Annotated in this window: 12 protein-coding genes and 1 riboswitch; of the genes, 4 read left to right on the top strand and 8 right to left on the bottom strand. The window is 67.2% G+C overall.

What is annotated here, in order from left to right:
- Window positions 1-77: 77 nt before the first annotated feature.
- Window positions 78-1,124, bottom strand: a complete 1,047-nt coding sequence (cobD, locus tag G473_RS0122915) for a threonine-phosphate decarboxylase CobD (protein WP_084438563.1) — start codon at window positions 1,122-1,124, stop codon at window positions 78-80.
- On the opposite strand from cobD, the gene cbiB reads away from it, so the two are divergent.
- A complete protein-coding gene (cbiB, locus tag G473_RS0122920; protein ID WP_245580287.1) occupies window positions 1,123-2,109 on the top strand; it encodes an adenosylcobinamide-phosphate synthase CbiB in 987 nt (328 codons plus the stop codon). The two genes, cobD and cbiB, sit on opposite strands and share 2 nt — an antisense overlap.
- Here cbiB and G473_RS0122925 read toward each other — a convergent pair.
- The 7 genes from G473_RS0122925 to G473_RS0122955 are packed head-to-tail and all read right to left on the bottom strand — an operon-like array spanning window position 2,106 to window position 9,258.
- The gene (locus G473_RS0122925) at window positions 2,106-3,593 is read right to left on the bottom strand and encodes a cobyric acid synthase (protein WP_029015025.1); all 1,488 of its coding nucleotides are present in this window, start codon (window positions 3,591-3,593) and stop codon (window positions 2,106-2,108) included. The two genes, cbiB and G473_RS0122925, sit on opposite strands and share 4 nt — an antisense overlap.
- A 22-nt stretch (window positions 3,594-3,615) precedes the next feature.
- On the bottom strand, window positions 3,616-4,233 hold the full coding sequence (gene cobO, locus G473_RS0122930; protein WP_029015026.1) for a cob(I)yrinic acid a,c-diamide adenosyltransferase: 618 nt from the start codon (window positions 4,231-4,233) through the stop codon (window positions 3,616-3,618).
- Window positions 4,226-4,759 carry a bifunctional adenosylcobinamide kinase/adenosylcobinamide-phosphate guanylyltransferase gene (cobU, locus tag G473_RS0122935; protein WP_029015027.1) on the bottom strand — a complete coding sequence of 178 codons (534 nt, stop codon included), beginning with the start codon at window positions 4,757-4,759 and terminating at the stop codon, window positions 4,226-4,228. Before cobU ends, cobO begins: the two co-directional genes overlap by 8 nt.
- Window positions 4,756-5,541, bottom strand: coding sequence for an ABC transporter ATP-binding protein (locus G473_RS0122940; protein ID WP_029015028.1), 786 nt, complete (start codon window positions 5,539-5,541; stop codon window positions 4,756-4,758). The genes cobU and G473_RS0122940 overlap by 4 nt, the downstream gene beginning before the upstream one ends.
- Window positions 5,538-6,533: a FecCD family ABC transporter permease gene (locus G473_RS0122945; RefSeq protein ID WP_035709034.1), complete on the bottom strand. Its 996-nt coding sequence runs from the start codon at window positions 6,531-6,533 to the stop codon at window positions 5,538-5,540. The genes G473_RS0122940 and G473_RS0122945 overlap by 4 nt, the downstream gene beginning before the upstream one ends.
- The gene (locus G473_RS28495; RefSeq protein WP_051330625.1) at window positions 6,530-7,390 is read right to left on the bottom strand and encodes an ABC transporter substrate-binding protein; all 861 of its coding nucleotides are present in this window, start codon (window positions 7,388-7,390) and stop codon (window positions 6,530-6,532) included. Before G473_RS28495 ends, G473_RS0122945 begins: the two co-directional genes overlap by 4 nt.
- Window positions 7,390-9,258, bottom strand: coding sequence for a TonB-dependent receptor plug domain-containing protein (locus G473_RS0122955; RefSeq protein WP_161631032.1), 1,869 nt, complete (start codon window positions 9,256-9,258; stop codon window positions 7,390-7,392). Before G473_RS0122955 ends, G473_RS28495 begins: the two co-directional genes overlap by 1 nt.
- A 143-nt stretch (window positions 9,259-9,401) precedes the next feature.
- A riboswitch (cobalamin riboswitch) is annotated at window positions 9,402-9,607 on the bottom strand.
- A gap of 188 nt (window positions 9,608-9,795) precedes the next feature.
- On the opposite strand from G473_RS0122955, the gene G473_RS28500 reads away from it, so the two are divergent.
- The 3 genes from G473_RS28500 to G473_RS0122975 all read left to right on the top strand — a co-directional run bounded on the left by G473_RS28500 (window position 9,796) and on the right by G473_RS0122975 (window position 16,717).
- A complete protein-coding gene (locus G473_RS28500; RefSeq protein ID WP_084438569.1) occupies window positions 9,796-11,871 on the top strand; it encodes a methyl-accepting chemotaxis protein in 2,076 nt (691 codons plus the stop codon).
- 83 nt (window positions 11,872-11,954) lie between these two features.
- Window positions 11,955-13,199 carry a metallophosphoesterase family protein gene (locus tag G473_RS0122970; RefSeq protein WP_029015031.1) on the top strand — a complete coding sequence of 415 codons (1,245 nt, stop codon included), beginning with the start codon at window positions 11,955-11,957 and terminating at the stop codon, window positions 13,197-13,199.
- Window positions 13,199-16,717 (top strand): ATP-binding protein, encoded by a 3,519-nt coding sequence (locus G473_RS0122975; RefSeq protein ID WP_029015032.1) that lies wholly within the window; start codon window positions 13,199-13,201, stop codon window positions 16,715-16,717. Before G473_RS0122970 ends, G473_RS0122975 begins: the two co-directional genes overlap by 1 nt.
- Window positions 16,718-16,786 lie beyond the last annotated feature (69 nt).

Consider the following 16,786-nt stretch of genomic DNA (forward strand, 5'->3'; position numbering starts at 1 on the left):
GGAATCTTATTGACGGGCGGGAGGATATATTAAGCATATAATTACCGCCAAGCCGGATTGGCCCGGCGGTGGAAAAATCACAGCCGCAAAACTCCGGCCAGCCGTTCCATCGCCGCCACGTCCGGGGGCAAGCCCAAGCGCAGCCAGTCCGGGCGGTCCGGGAACCGGCGGACCCAGATAGCCGCCTGTCCCAACCGGGTGAACAGGTCGGGCGCGTCTTCCAAACGGATCAGGCGATAGAGGTCGGTGCCGCCGACAATCTCCCGCCCGCCACCGGCAAGGATCGCATCCAGTCCCGCCCGTGCCTGTGCCAGCTGACCCCGCATCCTGTCTTGCCAGGGCCGATCCGCCAGGGCCATGGCCCCCAGCTCCAGGGCCGGCCCCGGCACGGCCCAGGGGCCAAGCCTCCCGGTCAACGCCTGCACCAGGGAGACGGGCGCTGCCAGAAAGCCCAGCCGCAGCCCGGCCAGCCCGAAAAATTTACCAAAGGAACGCAGGATCACCAGCCCTTCCCGCCCGGCATACGGGGCAAGGCTGCTTTCCGGCACCAGATCGGCAAAGGCCTCATCCACCACCAGCCATCCGCCTCTGGCGGCCAGCCTTTCCTGCCAGCGCAGCAGGATATCCGGGACGATCAGCCTGCCATCCGGATTGTTGGGATTGACCAGCACCAGCACATCGGGCAGCGGCCCCTTATCCGGGTCGGGCAAAGTGTGGATCAGGCTGACCTGATGCCCTGCCCGTTCCCAGGCCGGTGCATGTTCACCATAGGTGGGGGACAGGATGGCAACCGTGCCCGGCAGGCGGAGGAAAGGCAGGGTCTGGATCAGGATCTGCGATCCGGGGGCCGCCGCCAGCAAGGCAGGGTCCGGTACGCCATAGGCATCCGCCGCAGCACGCAGCAAGGCCGCTTCCGCCGCCTTGCCCGGCAGACGGGTCCAGCTCGCGCCCGGCAGGTCGGGCACAGGATAGGGCCAGGGGTTGATGCCGGTGGAAAGGTCGATCCAGGGGCCGGGCGCCTGGGGGAACAGGGAAGCGGCATCGGCCAGATCGCCACCATGCACCAGCACGCCCTGACGGGGCTGCACTGCCGGCTGATCCATGCTAATGGCTGGGCCCATCATGACCGATTCCCTTCCCCTGGCTATATTGCTGTCGCTCGCCCTGCTGCTGGAAGCATTGGCCGGATATCCCGATCCGCTCTACCGTGCCATCAGGCATCCGGTGGTCTGGATCGGCGCAGTTATTTCTGCCCTGGACCGGCATCTGAACCAGCCAGACCAAGCCCCCGCCCGCCGTCGCGCCGCCGGCATTGTCAGCGTGGTGATCCTGGTTGGAGGGGCTGTTGCCATCGGTATCAGCCTGCAAGCCCTTGTGCTGGCACTGCTGCCCGGATGGCCGGGCATGGTGCTGCTGGCGCTGCTGGCCTCCAGCCTGCTGGCCCAGCGCAGCCTTTACCGGTTTGTCGCCGCCGTGCCGGCAGGGTTGCGCAAGGGCGGACTGACCGGCGGACGGCAGGCCGTGGCCCATATTGTGGGCCGCGATCCGGAAAGCCTGGACGAGGCCGGCGTGTCCCGCGCTGCCATTGAAAGCCTGGCGGAGAATTTTTCCGACGGGGTGGTGGCACCGGCCTTCTGGCTGGCCGTGGGCGGGCTGCCTGGCATCCTGGCCTATAAGGCGATCAATACCGCCGACAGCATGATCGGCCACCGCACGCCACGGCATGAGGCGTTCGGCTGGGCGGCCGCCCGGCTGGACGATCTGGTCAACCTGCCCGCCTCCCGCCTGACGGCGCTGCTGCTGGCGGGGGCCGCCTGCATGACCAGGGGAGCCAGCGCGGCCGCCGCCCTGGCTGCCGTTCGCCGCGACGCCCGCCACCATCGCAGCCCCAATGCCGGCTGGCCGGAAGCGGCCATGGCCGGCGCGCTGGGGTTGAGGCTGGCAGGACCGCGCCGCTATGCCGGCCATGTCGTGGATGATCATTGGATGGGCGATGGAAGGGCCGATGCCGGGGCCACCGACATTGAAAAAGCGCTGCGGCTTTACGTGCGCTCGCTGGGCCTGCTGTGGCTGCTGGCGCTGCTCTGGGCCTGGGGGGGCTGGGTTTAACATCCCGGCTGGCGGGCACAGCGCAGCAGCCCGTCCATATCCAGATGCCGTTCGCACGCCGCCGCCAGTTCATCCAGCGCAGCATCCACCGTGCTGTCATAGGCAAGCCCGGCGATGGTGCCAAAGCCGGCCAGGAAATGGCGGCGGAAGCCATCATCATTGAACAGGCCGTGGATATAGCAGCCCGCGATCCGGCCATCGGCACTGCGGGCCCCTTCCGGCCCGCCCGGCAGATGCAGCAAGGGCCGGTCGCGGCCCGGCCCCTGGGTGACGCCGACATGCATTTCATAGCCCGTGAAGGGGACGGTGCCGCTGGCATCGATACCGGATACCGCCGTCAGCACCTTGGTGCCGGTCAGAACCGTGGTGACATCCAGCAGGCCCAGCCCCGTCACCCCGCCGGGCGGCCCCTCAATCCCGTCCGGATCGTCAATATGGCGGCCCAGCATCTGGTAGCCGCCACAAATGCCCAGCACATGGCCACCGCGCCGGACATGGGCCATCAGGTCGATATCCCAGCCCTGGGCACGGAAAAACTGAAGGTCGGCAATGGTCGCCTTGCTGCCGGGCAGGATGATCAGATCGGCATCCAGCGGCAGCGGTCTTCCCGGCGGCACCATGGTGATGGCAACCGACGGTTCCAGCCGCAGCGGATCGAAATCATCGAAATTGGCAATGCGGGACAGCATGGGAACGGCGATGCGCAGTTGCCTGCCGTCCTTGCCCCCCAATGGCCCGCCGGTGCGCCATTGGTCCAGCACCACCGCATCTTCCGCCGGCAGACGCGCGGCGGCAGGCTGGAAGGGCAGCACACCGAAGGAGGGCCAGCCGGTACGGTTGGTGATCTCCACCAACCCATCATCGAACAGGCTTATATCACCCCGGAATTTGTTGATCAGGTACCCCCGGATCATGGCCCGGTCTTCCGGTGCCACCACGGCATGGGTGCCGACGATGCTGGCGATCACCCCGCCCCGGTCAATATCACCGGCCAGGATCACCGGCACATTCGCGGCCCGGGCAAAGCCCATATTGGCAATGTCTCGCGGGCGGAGATTGATCTCCGCCGGGCTGCCGGCCCCTTCCACCAGCACCAGATCGGCCCCCTCCCCGACGCGGGTGAAACTGTCCAGCACGGCAGCCAGCAATTCCCCCTTGCGACGCTGGTAATCGGCAGCGCGCGACGTGCCCACCATCCGCCCCTGCACAATGACCTGGGCGCCGATATCGCTCTGCGGCTTCAGCAGCACCGGGTTCATATGGATAGAGGGCGCAACCCCGCAGGCCCGCGCCTGCAGGGCCTGCGCCCGCCCGATCTCCCCCCCGTCCGGGGTGACGGCAGCATTATTGGACATGTTCTGCGGCTTGAAGGGCCGCACCCGCAATCCGCGATGCACAAAGGCCCGCGCCAGGGCTGCCACCAGCAGCGACTTGCCAACATCCGATCCGGTGCCCTGGATCATCAAAGCGGGGGGGCGGGTCATGACAGGCCTGATTGTGAAAGGATCAAAACTCAATACCCGCCTGCGCCTTGATGCCGGCATTGAACGGATGTTTGACGGCCTGGAACTCCGTCACCAGATCGGCAGCGTCCATCAAGGCCGGCTTGGCATTGCGGCCGGTAACCAGCACATGCAGGTCGGGCCGGCGGGAGACCAGGGTCGCCACCACCTCTTCCACCGGCAGATAATCATAGCGCAGTGCCAGATTGATCTCGTCCAGCACCACCAGCCGATAGCGCGGATCGGCCATCATGGCGCGGGCCTTGTCCCAGGCCCGGCCAGCGGCGGCGATATCGCGCGCCTTGTCCTGCGTTTCCCAGGTAAAGCCTTCCCCCATCGCGTAATGGTCGATCAGATCGTCAAACCGTTCCAGCGCCACCTGTTCTCCCGTCGCCCAGGCACCCTTGATGAACTGGATGAAGCCGACGCGGAAGCCATGGCCCGCCGCCCGCAGCATCAGCCCCAGGGCGGCGGTGGATTTGCCCTTGCCCGGCCCGGTATGGACCATCAGCAGGCCCTTTTCGTGCTGGCGTTCGGCAACCCGGCGATCCATCAGCGCCTTGCGCTTCTGCATCTTCAACCGGTGGCGCTCCGCCTCGGCGGTATTGACGGGATCAGCCATGGACGGGAACTCCCTTCAGGGTCAAAGGCAGGCCGGCGGCAACAAACAGCACGCGACCAGCGATGCGGGCAACATCCTGGTGCAGCCGGCCCGCCCGGTCGCGGAATTCCCGCGACAGACGATTATCGGGCACGATGCCCAGCCCCACCTCGTTGGAAACCAGGATCACGGGCACCCGCAAGGTGGGCAGCACGGCCAGCAGGGCGGCACTATCGGCATCGACATCGCCTTCCCGCAAAATCAGGTTGGTCAGCCACAGGGTCAGGCAATCCACCAGCACGGGATGGCCGGCCTCATCGGCGGCACGCAGCGCACCGGGCAGGTCCAGCGGCTCCTCCACCGTGATCCAGCCGGGCACCCGGCTTTCGCGATGGTGGCGCACGCGCTGGCGCATCTCCTCGTCCCAGGTCTGGGCGGTGGCAATATAGGTCCAGGGGGATGGCAGGGCCGTCACCAGCCCTTCAGCCAGCGCACTTTTACCCGACCGGGCACCACCCAGGATCAGGGTCAGGTCAGACGCACTCATCCCATACCCCGCTGCTTCCAGGGCAGGACATAAGGGATGCCGTCGCGGCTGCCGCGCAGCAGCTCAATCCCATAGACCTGCTCGATAATCCCGCTTTCAAGCAGGCTTTCCGGTACCCCGTCGGCGGCCACGCGCCCGGCCTCGTCCAGCAGGCACAGCCGGGTGCAATAGCGCATGGCGAGGCTGAGATCATGCAGCACCACCACCACGCCCATGCCCCCGGTCGCCAAACCAGCCAGCAATTCCATCACCTGAAGCTGGTGGTGGGGGTCCAGGCCCGCCGCCGGCTCATCGGCCAGCAGGATCGACGGCTCCCCCGCCAGGACGCGGGCCAGCATCACCCGCGCCCGCTCCCCGCCGGACAGGGTGGTGACGATGCGCTCAGCCAGCCCTTCCACCTCGCATTGGCGCATGGCGCGGGTGATGGCGGCACGGTCGCCCGCCCCTTCCCCACCCCAGGGGCCGGCATGGGGCAGGCGGCCCAGGGTCACCACCCGGTCCACGCGCAGCGGCCAGTGGCTGGCGGCCCCCTGTTCCAGATAGCCGATGCGGCGTGCCCGCTCATGGCGGGGCCAGTCGGCCAGCGCGCGGCCTTCCAGCGCCACCTCCCCCGCCGCCGGGGGCAACAGGGCGGCCAGCACGGAGAGCAGCGTGGATTTGCCCGCGCCATTCGGGCCGATCAGGCCCACACATTCCCCGCCCGCCACGGCGAAATCCACACCGTTCAGAACCGGGCGTCCCCCCCGCGCGACGTGAAGCCCAGTGGCCTGCAGCATACTCATCGCATTTCCGCCCTTGTCTTCAGCAGCAGGTGGAAGAAGAAGGGGGCGCCCACCAGACCGGTGACCACGCCCAGCTTCAACTCGTCATTCGTCGGCACCAGCCGCACGCCCAGATCGGCCGCCAGCAGCAGGCAGGCCCCGGCCAGCGCACTGGGCCAAAGCAGGCGGGAAGGTTGATGCCCTGTCACCCGGCGCAGCAGATGCGGCACCACCAGTCCGATAAAGCCAATGGCCCCGGTAACTGACACCGCTGCCCCCACCGCCAGCACCGTGCCCAGCACGGTCCGTCGCCGCAGGGAGGTGAGATCCACACCCATGCTGGCCGCCGTCCGCTCCCCCAGGCCCAGCGCATCCAGCGCCTTGCCACTGGAGGCCAGCAACAACAGCCCCGCCAGGATGAAGGGCGATGCCACGACCAGATGCTGCATGGTGCGGTCGGTCAGGCTGCCCAGCAGCCAGAAGGCGATTTCCAGGGCCGCATGCGGGTTGGGGGCGAGGTTCAGCGCCAGCGAGGTCAGCGATGCCGCCATGGTCTGCACCGCCAGCCCGGCCAGGATCAGCATCAGCACCGACGCATCACGCCCCGCCAGCCCCTGGATCAGCAGCACCGCCACCCCGGCCCCGGCAATGCCCGCCAGCGGCAGGGCCAGCGGATAGGCAGCCGACAGGCCGAAATAGATCACCAGCACCGCCCCGAAGGACGCAGCCGATGAGGCACCGATCAATCCCGGTTCCGCCAGCGGGTTGCGCAGATAGCCTTGCAAGGCCGCCCCCGCCATGCCCAGCGCGGCGCCGACCAACGCGCCCAGCAAGGCGCGGGGCAGGCGGATTTCCTGGGCGATCAGGGCCACCGGCCCTTCCTGTCCCCCCATCAGTCCGGAAAGCAGATCCCCCGCCGCAATCGGTGCCGGGCCGACCAGGAAGGAGGCAACCAGCAGCACGGCCAGCAACAGCGACAGGCCGCCGATCAGCATCATGTCACGGCGGTTCATTGTGCCCCCTCCCGCATCGCCAGGGCCTGGGTGGCGCGCCCGGCCAGCACCCCCACCCCGTCGATGGAAGCCGGGCTGCTGCACAGCCAGTACAGCAGCGGAAATTCCGCCACCGCCATGGCACCGGCGGCATGCTGGCCCGACAGGGCCGGATGTTCCATCACCGACTGGCCGATGCCGGGCCGGTCGGGGCGGCGGCTATCCACCACCAGCAGGTCGGGCGGGTCCAGCACCAGGCTTTCCACCGCCACCCTTCCATTGGGCCGACCGCTGATCCGCCCGCCAATATTGGTCAGCCCGGCGGCTGCCATCATGTCATTGACGATGGATCGGGTGCCCGGCACTTCTCCCCCTGGCCGGTAAAGCGCCGCCGTGCCCAGGCTATGGCCGGATGGCACCAGCCGGGCGCGCAGGTCAGCGGCCAGGGCCGCCCCTTCCTGCCCTCGCCCCAAGGCATTGGCCACCTGTTCCACCTGCGCCGGGATATCGGCCAGGGTCCGGGCCGTTTGCAGGCGCAGCACCGGCACGCCCAACCGTTCCAGCATCGTGACCGTCTGTCCGCGGGAGAAGGTGCCGGCAATGACCAGATCGGGCTTCAGCAGCAGCACCGTTTCCGCCGTGCCATCATGCAAGGGCAGGCCGGCGGCACGGGCGGCATAGGGTGACAGGACGGGATCGCCCACCTTGGCCGTCAGCCCGGCAATCTGACCGGGATCGGCCAGTGCCAGCACGAACTGGTCGGTACAGAGCGAGAGGGAGACGACGCGGGGATGCGCCGCCCCCTCCCCCGCCAACGCCAGGGTACTCCCCGCGACCGACAGGGCGGCCGCGAGGAAATATCGGGCCGCCCACCGCATCAGAAGCTCACCGACACGCCGCCATAGGCCGACCGGCCCGGCGTGCGGTAGGTGCGAACTTCCTGATACTCCTTGTCCGCGATATTCTCGACCCGACCGAACAGGCTGACACTCTCCCGCAGCTTCCACCGCGCGGTGACATCCACCGTGGTGTAGCGGTCCAGGATGGCGGTGGTAGCCGAGGCCGTATCCCGCTGCTTGCCGACATGGCGCAGGGCCGCCCCCAGCAGCAGCGCATCGGTGGCGTACCAGTCGATGCTGGCATTGACCGTATTGCGCGGGCGGCGGGGCAGGTCACGGCCCGATATCCGGTCCGTGGCGTCAAGATAGGTATAATTGGCGGACAGCAGCAGGCTTTCCAGCGGCTTGGCCTCAAAGGTCAGTTCCACGCCTTCCGTCCGGGCCTTGGCGACATTCACATAGGCAGAGGAGAAGCCGATGAGATTGTCATAATGGGTACGGAAAAGGCTGGCGCCCAGCGTCACCTTCCCGTCCAGCAAAGGCTGCTCGATGCCGGCATCCATGCCCCTGGCCTCTTCCGGTCGCAGGTCGGCATTGCCATAGCTGGGCTCGTAAAGCTGGTACAGCGTCGGTGCCTTGTAGGCAGTGCCGTAGGAAGCACGCAGGATGGTGCCGCTTGCCGGGACGATATAGGCCCCCGTGAACCGGTAAGTCGCCTTGGACCCGAAAGCCTCATGATCATCCACGCGGCCACCAGCCGTGACGGTCAGATCATCGGTCAGTTGGGCCTGATACTGGATGAAGGCGGATTTGGTGGTCACGTCATCGTCAATGCCGGGTTCAAGACCAAAGGCGCTTGTATTGGTGGTCTTGGCATCCTCCTCATCCACCGACAGGCCGAAGGTGGCCGTATCGCGCCCGAAATGCAGATTGCCCTGATAGTCCAGCGCCTTGCGCAGGCTGTCGAAGGTGGAGGCAACGTACCAGCCGGTCGGTTCGTCGAAATCACGCTTGGTGCTGGCGAGAGAGACGGCGAGATTGCTGGTGAAGCTGCCTTCCAGCAGTGACAGATCAGCCGCAGCGCGGCCCTGCCAGGTCTCTTTCTCCTGCGCGGCGGCACCATCGGCGCCAAACGGATCATATTCCGTATCCAGCCAGGACCAGCCGCCGCTGAAATCGAAGCGCAGCAGCTCCGTCGCCTCAACCCCCAGCTTGCCGCTGACGGAGCGGGCATCGCTGCCATCCTTTTCCGGCCCGGCGAAAGTGCGGGAGAAACCGTCGGTGGTGAAATTGCTCCCGGTCAGCGCGAAGCTGGTATTGCCGCTGCGGCCCGACACGCCAGCCTGCTGGCGGAAGGTACCGTAGGAACCGGCTTCGGCCAGGGCCGTGAAGCGGAGGGCGCCATCGCCGCTGCGGGTGATGATATTGATCACACCGCCCATGGCGTCATTGCCGTAAAGCGCGCTCTGCGGGCCTTTCAGCACCTCGATCTTCTCGATATCAACCGTCAGCAGGCTGTTGAAATCGAACTCATTATTGGCACCGGCGGCGTCATTCACCTCCACCCCGTCGATCAAAACCTTGACCATGCCGGCTTCCGACCCGCGCAGCCGCAGGGTGGAGGTGGAGCCGAAACCGCCATTGCGGGAGATGGAAACGCCGGGCACGCGCTTCAGCATGTCCAGCACCTGCACCTGCTGGCGCCGCTCGATCTCCGCCGCATCGATGATGCTGACGCTGGAGCCGACGCGCGACGCCTCGGTCGGGATGCGGTTGGCGGTGACCACCAGTTCCGCCACCTCGGTCGTGGCCTGGGCGGCGGCATCAAGGGCAAGGGCGGGAGCCATCAGCACACCCAGCCCCAGGGCAGGCAGCATATGCCGGCGGAAAGTCTGTGAAGTACGCATGAACTCAGGAACTCCGTTCGCAAAAGGACGAATTCGGAGCCTGGAAGGAAGGTGCGGGTAGTCATATCCGCCCCGGCCAGGACTGCCGAAGCGCCAACGCGAAACGGTTGACCGTCCCACCGGGGCACCCCGCCCAATGGCCGCGCGACGCATTGCCGATGGCAGGTCTCCTGGCTTGCGGGTCACGGCATTTACCCGGCCTTCCCAGTTTCCCAGTGGCCATGTCGGGCAACGCTATCCGCTTACAGTTGCGGGGGCAGCCACGGATTTGGCGCCCTTTTAGGGGCACCGCACCATGTTCCCTTTTCACCCCCCGCTGCCGGGGGGAACCATCGATGGTCCGGTATTAGCGCGGGCATCCGGGGGGATCAAGGGAAAGCCCATGGGCTGGCATCATGGCAACAATGACCAAAAGTTTCAGGATGGGCTCAAGAAGGGCTGTTGCGATGCAGCGACTGTCATAATTCTATGTAATCTGAACACCCCGCAGCAGCGGACCGCCTTCACCGATCAACCAATGGTTCAGGGGGGCAGCACATGATTGGGTTGTTACGTTCATCGTTGAAAACGCGGCTGGTCCTTTCCGGGATCGGGCTTTGCATCGTGCTTGGTGCCAGCCTGACCGCTGCTTCCGCCTTCCTCACCTACCGGTCCACAAAGGCCGATGTCACCCAGACCCTGCAAGAGGGGACAGAAAATTATGCGCTGATTGCCGCCAACACAGTCGAACGGGCACTGCGCAATGTCGCCCTGGTGACCGCCACCGCAGAGGGTGGTCTGGGCGATCCCGGCTTCAGCCGTCCCCTCCTGATCAACCAGGCAACCCGTCTCGTGGCCGCAGCGCCTGGCATCGTCGGTGTGACAATCGCTTTTGAGCCGGACGCCCTGGACGGCCTGGATGCCGCCAGTGTCGGCACGCCGGGGGCGGATGAAAAAGGCCGCTTCGCACCTTATTTTTTCAATAAAAGCGACGGCACCGTCGGCATTGAAGCCCTGGTGATGACGGTGGAGGCGGGTATCCAGCAATGGTATCTGGACCCGCTGCAACAGAACCGGTCACTGCTGACCCCACCCTATATCTACCCGGTGGAGGGAAAGGACGTCTTGATGGTCACGGCCTCCGCCCCCATCCGCAGGGACGGCAAAGCCGTGGGTATCGCCACCACCGATCTGGCGCTGACCGATCTGCAACAGCAATTTGCCAGCATGCACCCTTTGGGGGCCGGCGATGTGCGCCTGCTGGCGCAAAACAACCATTGGGTTGTCCATCCTCAGGCGGCGGAACTGAACCGCCCGGTAGAAGCGCCTGGGCTGATGGCGCTGATCAACAGCGCCAGCCCCGGTCAACCCGCCATGGACACGCTGGAACTGGAAGGGCAGGAACGGCTGGTCCTGGCCTATCCCATCCGTTTTGCCGGCGTGCCAGAGCAATGGACCCTGCTGGTGACCCTGCCAACGCAGGTGATTACCGACGCGGTGACACAAACCCTGACGCCGATGATCGTGATTGCGCTGGTCCTGACCGTACTGGCGGCCGCCGCGTTCTACGGGCTTGGCAATGGGGTGGCCAACCCGATCCTGCGCCTGACCGGAACCATGCGCGCCATCGCGCGGGGTGATTTGAAAGCCGACATCCCGCATCTGGACCATCATGACGAGATCGGCCACATGGCGGAAGCCCTGCGCGACATGCGCGACGGGCTGAAGGCGGCAGAACAATTACGGGCGGAGAATGCGCAGCGCGAAGCCGCCATGTCGGAACAGCGCCGCATGGAGCGGCAGTCCCTGGCCGCCCAGTTCGAGCAGGAGGTGGGCAGCCTGTTGAGCCGGATGAGCGGGGCCGCCGCATCGCTGGTGGACCAGTCCAACATGATGTCGCAGGATTGCGCCGACACCCAGCAGAGCGCCGCCTTGGGTGCCGCCGCGGTGACAGAAGCCGCTGCCAATGTGCAGACGGTGGCGGCGGCGGCCGAACAGCTTCGCGCCTCCATCGCGGAGATCGGCACCCAGGTGCAGATGTCCGCCGGCATCGCCGCCCGCGCGGCGGAAGAGGCCGGGGCCGCCACTGGCACCGTGGACCTGCTGACACAAAGTGCCGACCGCATCGGCAATGTGGTCGGCCTGATTTCCGAAATTGCCAGCCAGACCAACCTGCTGGCGCTGAACGCCACGATTGAGGCTGCGCGTGCCGGGGAAGCCGGCAAGGGCTTTGCCGTCGTCGCGGCGGAGGTGAAGAATCTGGCGACCCAGACCGCCAAGGCGACGGAGGAGATCGCTGATCTGGTGGGCAGTATCCGCCAGACCTCCGCCCATGCCGCAACCGCTATTGGCGGTATTGCCGGCACCATCCGCACCATCAACGAAACCGCCACGGCCATTGCCGGGGCGGTGGAGGAACAGACCGCTGCCACCCAGGAGATCGCGCGTAATGTGGATGAGGCAGCGCGCGGCACCGATGATGCGTCGCGCGCCATCCAGGGCATTGCAGAGAAGGTTATGATGGTGACGGAGGCCGCTGCAATGGCCCTGGACAGCGCCGCCGATGTCCGTGACCGCGCCAAGGAAGCGGATAATGAGGTGGAGGCTTTTGTCGGGCGTATCCGCGTCGGGTGATGAAAGCCGTGGGAAGCCCCTATTGATCCCAGGGGCTTTCAACCGGTAGGTATGGGGACCGCCCGTCACCCCGAAGGGTTTTGATGCGCTTTCTTCATGCCGCCGATATCCATCTCGACAGTCCCCTGCTGGGGCTGGCAGCCCGGGCCGGCGCCCGCGCCGACGACCTGATCGGCGCCACCCGCCGCGCCCTGGTGCGGCTGGTCGATACCGCCCTGGCGGAGCAGGTGGGTTTTCTGATCATCGCCGGTGATCTCTATGATGGCGACTGGCGCGACTTCATGACCGGCCTGTTCTTCGCTGAACAGATGGCACGGCTGGAACGGGCCGGCATCCCGGTCATTCTGCTGCGCGGCAACCATGATGCCGAAAGCCTGATGACCCGGCAATTGACCCTGCCGGCCAATGTGCAGACCTTCACCACCCGCAAGGCGGAAACCATCCGGCTGGAGGCGTTGGGCGTGGCGCTGCATGGCCGCAGCTTTCCCACCCGCCATGTCACCGATAATCTGGTGACCGGATATCCCCCGCCCGTGGCGGGCATGCTGAATATCGGCGTGCTGCACACGGCCCTGGATGGCCGGCCGGGCCACGCGCCCTATGCCCCCTGCACCCTGACCGACCTGACGGCAAAGGGCTATGATTACTGGGCTTTGGGCCATGTGCATGAGCGCGCGGTCCTGTGCGAAGACCCCTGGATCATTTTTCCAGGCAACCTGCAGGGCCGCCACGCTAATGAGGCCGGGCCGAAAGGCGCCACCCTGGTCCATACCGATCAGGGCCGGATCACCAAAGTGGAAGCCCTGGTATTGGACGAGGTGCGCTGGGCCCGGCTGGAGATCGCCGCGGACGGGCTGGACAGTCTGGAAGCATTGGGGGAGGCGCTGTTGGCGTCCTTTGCCCGCGCCACCACCGATGCCGATGGGCGCGGCCTTGCCGCCCGGCTGATCCTGACCGGCCAGACGCCCCTTCACGGCTGGCTGAAATCGGAACCGGAACGATTGGCGGCAGAGGTTGAGGTCGCCGCCAGCCGCGCCGGCGGCGATATCTGGATTGAGAAAATCGATGTCCGTACCCGTGACCCGCACCCCCATGGCGGGCTGGGTGGGGATGCGCTGGCCGAACTGGCCGCCACCATCCGCGACCTGCGCGCCGATGGCACCGCCCTGGCCCCCCTGGCCGACGATCTGGCCGCCTTGCGCCACAAACTGCCGCCAGGGGCGCTGGCCGCCGCCGGCTGGGACGGTGTGGACGATGGCGAATTGCTCGCCACCATTCTGGAAGATGCGGAAGCCCTGCTGCTGGCCCGCCTGTCGGGGGACCGGTAATGCGTATCGACCGTCTGGACCTTGAGAAATACGGCCATTTCGATGGCTATAGCCTGGACCTGTCCGGCGAGGCGCGGCTGCATATCGTGCATGGCGCCAATGAGGCCGGCAAATCCACCGCCCTTGCCGCCATCTGCGACCTGCTGTTCGGCGTGCCGGAACGGACCCGCCTGGGCTTCCGCCACGGCAATGCCGCACTTCGCATCGGCGCCAGCCTGCGCAAGCCCGACGGGGATGTGCTGGACATCAAGCGCCGCAAGGGCCGCACTCGCACGCTGCTGGCCGGGGACGGTATCACCGAACTGCCGGATGGGCTGCTGGCCCCCCTGCTGGGCGGGATCGACCGGGGGGATTTTGAACGGCTGTTCGGCCTGGATCATCCGCGCCTGCGCCAAGGCGGGGAGGCAATGCTGGCAGCCGGCGGCGATCTGGCGCGCATCCTGTTCCAGGCCGGCAGCGGCCTGACCGGCATCACCGACCTGACGACGGCCCTGGCGGCGGAGGCCGACCGGCTGGGCTCCCCCGCCCGCAAGCAGGCCAGCAAGCCGCTTTACGAGGCACTCGACGCCCATCAGGCCGCCACCGCCCGCATGCGGAACGAGGCAACCAAAGCCGAAGCCTGGGCCACCGCGCAAGCCCAGCTTGCCAGTGCCACGGAAAAGCTGGCGCGGGTCCAGGCCGATCTGGCCGCCGCCCAGCAGGAACGGTCGCGGCTGGAACGCCAGCGCCGCGTCCGACCCATCCTGGCCCGGTTGGTGGACATCGGGCAGGAACTGGCAGGGCTGGCCGATGCGCCCGACCTGCCGGCAACGCTGGATGCCGACTGGCGCCGCGCGGAAACAGGGCTGCGGGAGGCGCATCGCCGCGCGGATGAGGCGGTGGAACGCCATGCCCAGGCCGCCGCCGATCTGGCCGCCGCCGGCCCCGCGCCGCGCCTGCCGGACCTGGCAACCGCGATTGAGGAACTGTTCCGGCAGGTTGGCACCATCGACAAGGCCCGGGCCGACCTGCCCCGCCGGGTGCGGGAACAGGAACAGATGGATGAAAGGCTGGCCCTGCTGGCCGCCCGGATTGGCCGGACCGGGACAGATGCCGCCAGTCTGGAACAGGCCCTGCCCGCCCCGGTACTGGCTGCACGCATCCGCGACCGGATCAAGGGGCTTGCCCGGCTGGAAGGCAGCCGGGACGCGGCGGAAAAGCGGGCGCAAGCCATCGCCCAACAAGCGGAACTGGCCGAACAGAGCGATATCGGTACGGTGGAGGGTGATCCTGCCGCCGCCGAAGCCGCGTTGAATGCAGCCTTGCCCCTGCTGGGCGCGGAAGCGCGGCTGCAAGAGGCCGAACGCCAGATGGCGGAGCGGGAGGATCAGCTTGCCCGCCTGTGCCGGCGGCTGACCGGCTGGCAGGGCGATGCCCGCGCCCTGTCAGCCCTGCCTTTGCCGGCCCTGACGCTGGTGGAGCGCCATCTGGCCCGACACGACCAGATCGCCAAATCCCGCCAAGACCAGCAGGCGGAAGAAACCGCGCTGAAGGCGGAAATCACCCGCCATGAACGGACCCTGGCCGCCCTGAAGGCGGAAGGCGATGTGCCCACCCCCACCGCCATTGCCGAGGCGCGGCGCGACCGGGACCAGAGCTGGACCCTGATCCGCCGGCGGTTCCTGGACAAGGCAGATGTTCCGGTAACGGAATGGTCAGCCTTTTTCGGGCCTAATGACCCCGCACCCCGGCTGGAAAATGCTCTGCGCACAGCCGACGATCTGGTCGATCGCCGGGCGCGGGAGGCGCAGCGCGTGGCCGACCATCTGCGCGCGGAAGCCGATCTGGCCGACGCCCGCACCGGGCTGAAAGCCGTTGAAGCGCTGGGGGAACGGCTGACCGCCGAACAGGCGGCCCTGGCAACCGAATGGCAATCCCTGTGGGCACCCAGCACCGTGACGCCGGGGGAGCCCGCCGCCATGGTGGAATGGCTGCGGCTGGCGGGCGATATCCTGTCCCGGCTGGAAGCGCAGGAACAGACCCACGCCTTGCTGGCCGAGCGGCGGCGGGAAATGGCGCAATGCGCCGATTATCTGCACCAAGCCCTGGTCCTGGCGGGCCAAGCCCCGGCGGCGGGTGAAACCGCCCTGTCCCAACTGCGCATCCGGGCGGAAACCGCCGTCAAGCAATGCCGGCAGCATTATGACCAGCATCACCGCGCCCTGACGGAGCGGCAGCGCATCCACCGGCAATTGAAGGATGCGGAAAGGGAAAAACAGGCAGCACAAGACGCCCTGGCCGACTGGCGCCAGGGCTGGGCCGGCGACATGGCCATTCTTGGCTTGCCCGCCCAAGCGGGGGCGGCAGAGGCGGAAGCCGCCCTGGATGCCTGGACGGACATCGCCACCCAATTACAAGCCCGGCACGATCTGGCCCACCGTATCGACCGGCTGCGGGAGGATATTGCCGCCTTCACCACCCAGGCCCGTGATCTGGCGACCAAGGCCCTGGCGCTGGAGCCGCGCCTGGATGCACAGGCCGCCGCCGACCCGGCCATCCTGTTCAACGCGCTGCGTGATGCGCGGGAGGAAGCTGCCCGCCATGCCGGGTTGGTGGAAGCATTGAGCAAGGCGGAAGCGGCGGAAAAGGCGGCCCGCACCGCCCTTGCCACCGCACAGGCGACATTGGACGATCTGCGCACCCTGCACCGGTTGGACGCGCAAGCCGATATCCCCGCCCTGGTCGCCCTGTCCGCCCGCCGGCGGGAACGTCAGGCCGCAGAAAAGGCGGTGCTGGATGAGTTGGCCGGCGCCGGCGATGGGCTGACCCTGGCCGAGCTGGAAACCGATCTGGCCGATAGCGACCCCGACGCGCTGAGCCGCCATCTGGCGGAAAAAGCGATGATGATCGGGGAATTGCAGAAGGACCTGCCCGACGCCTCCGCCCAGGCGCGCGATGCCGAACGGGCGCTGGAGGCCCTGCGCCAGCGCGCCGGGATCGGGGAAGCTGCCCATGATGCGGCCGCGGCAGAAGCGAAGGCGGCGGATGTGGCACAGCGCTGGCTGCGGCTGCGCGCTGCCGGCCTGCTGCTGGGGCTGGCGGTGGAGCGCTATCGCGACCGGAACGAGCATCCGCTGCTGCGCCGGGCCAGCGCCGTGCTGGCCGCCATGGCCGCCAGCGGCGGCAACCCGGTCACACATCTGAAGGTGGATTATGGCGATGCCGACCATCCGGTGCTGCTGGGCGTGCGCGGCGATGGCAGCGACGCCCATGTGCAGGATATGAGCGAGGGGTTGCGCGACCAGCTATTCCTGGCGCTGCGCATCGCCGCCGTGGAAGCGCATATCGCCCAGGCCACGCCCCTGCCCTTCATCGCCGACGATCTGTTCATCACGTCGGACGAGCCGCGCACTGCCGCCGGGCTGGTAGCGCTGACGGAACTGGGCGCGGCAACCCAGGTGATCCTGTTCACCCATCATCGCTATGTGGTGGATGCCGCCAGGGAACTGGACGGGGTGCGGGTGCATCATCTGGGGTAATACCGTCGGTTTGGATCAACCTCCACCGTCACCCCGGCGCAGGCCGGGGTCCAGGTTCGTAGAGCGCGG

It is taken from the genome of Niveispirillum irakense DSM 11586 (genome assembly GCF_000429645.1).
Lineage (GTDB): Bacteria > Pseudomonadota > Alphaproteobacteria > Azospirillales > Azospirillaceae > Niveispirillum > Niveispirillum irakense.

Bases quoted from the DNA above. Each gene is read 5' to 3' on its own strand.
- cbiB (WP_245580287.1), top strand. From the start codon at position 1,123: ATGACCGATTCCCTTCCCCTGGCTATATTGCTGTCGCTCGCCCTGCTG.
- cobD (WP_084438563.1), bottom strand. From the start codon at position 1,124: ATGATGGGCCCAGCCATTAGCATGGATCAGCCGGCAGTGCAGCCCCGT.
- G473_RS0122925 (WP_029015025.1), bottom strand. From the start codon at position 3,593: ATGACCCGCCCCCCCGCTTTGATGATCCAGGGCACCGGATCGGATGTT.
- cobO (WP_029015026.1), bottom strand. From the start codon at position 4,233: ATGGCTGATCCCGTCAATACCGCCGAGGCGGAGCGCCACCGGTTGAAG.
- cobU (WP_029015027.1), bottom strand. From the start codon at position 4,759: ATGAGTGCGTCTGACCTGACCCTGATCCTGGGTGGTGCCCGGTCGGGT.
- G473_RS0122940 (WP_029015028.1), bottom strand. From the start codon at position 5,541: ATGAGTATGCTGCAGGCCACTGGGCTTCACGTCGCGCGGGGGGGACGC.
- G473_RS0122945 (WP_035709034.1), bottom strand. From the start codon at position 6,533: ATGAACCGCCGTGACATGATGCTGATCGGCGGCCTGTCGCTGTTGCTG.
- G473_RS28495 (WP_051330625.1), bottom strand. From the start codon at position 7,390: ATGCGGTGGGCGGCCCGATATTTCCTCGCGGCCGCCCTGTCGGTCGCG.
- G473_RS0122955 (WP_161631032.1), bottom strand. From the start codon at position 9,258: ATGCGTACTTCACAGACTTTCCGCCGGCATATGCTGCCTGCCCTGGGG.
- G473_RS28500 (WP_084438569.1), top strand. From the start codon at position 9,796: ATGATTGGGTTGTTACGTTCATCGTTGAAAACGCGGCTGGTCCTTTCC.
- G473_RS0122970 (WP_029015031.1), top strand. From the start codon at position 11,955: ATGCGCTTTCTTCATGCCGCCGATATCCATCTCGACAGTCCCCTGCTG.
- G473_RS0122975 (WP_029015032.1), top strand. From the start codon at position 13,199: ATGCGTATCGACCGTCTGGACCTTGAGAAATACGGCCATTTCGATGGC.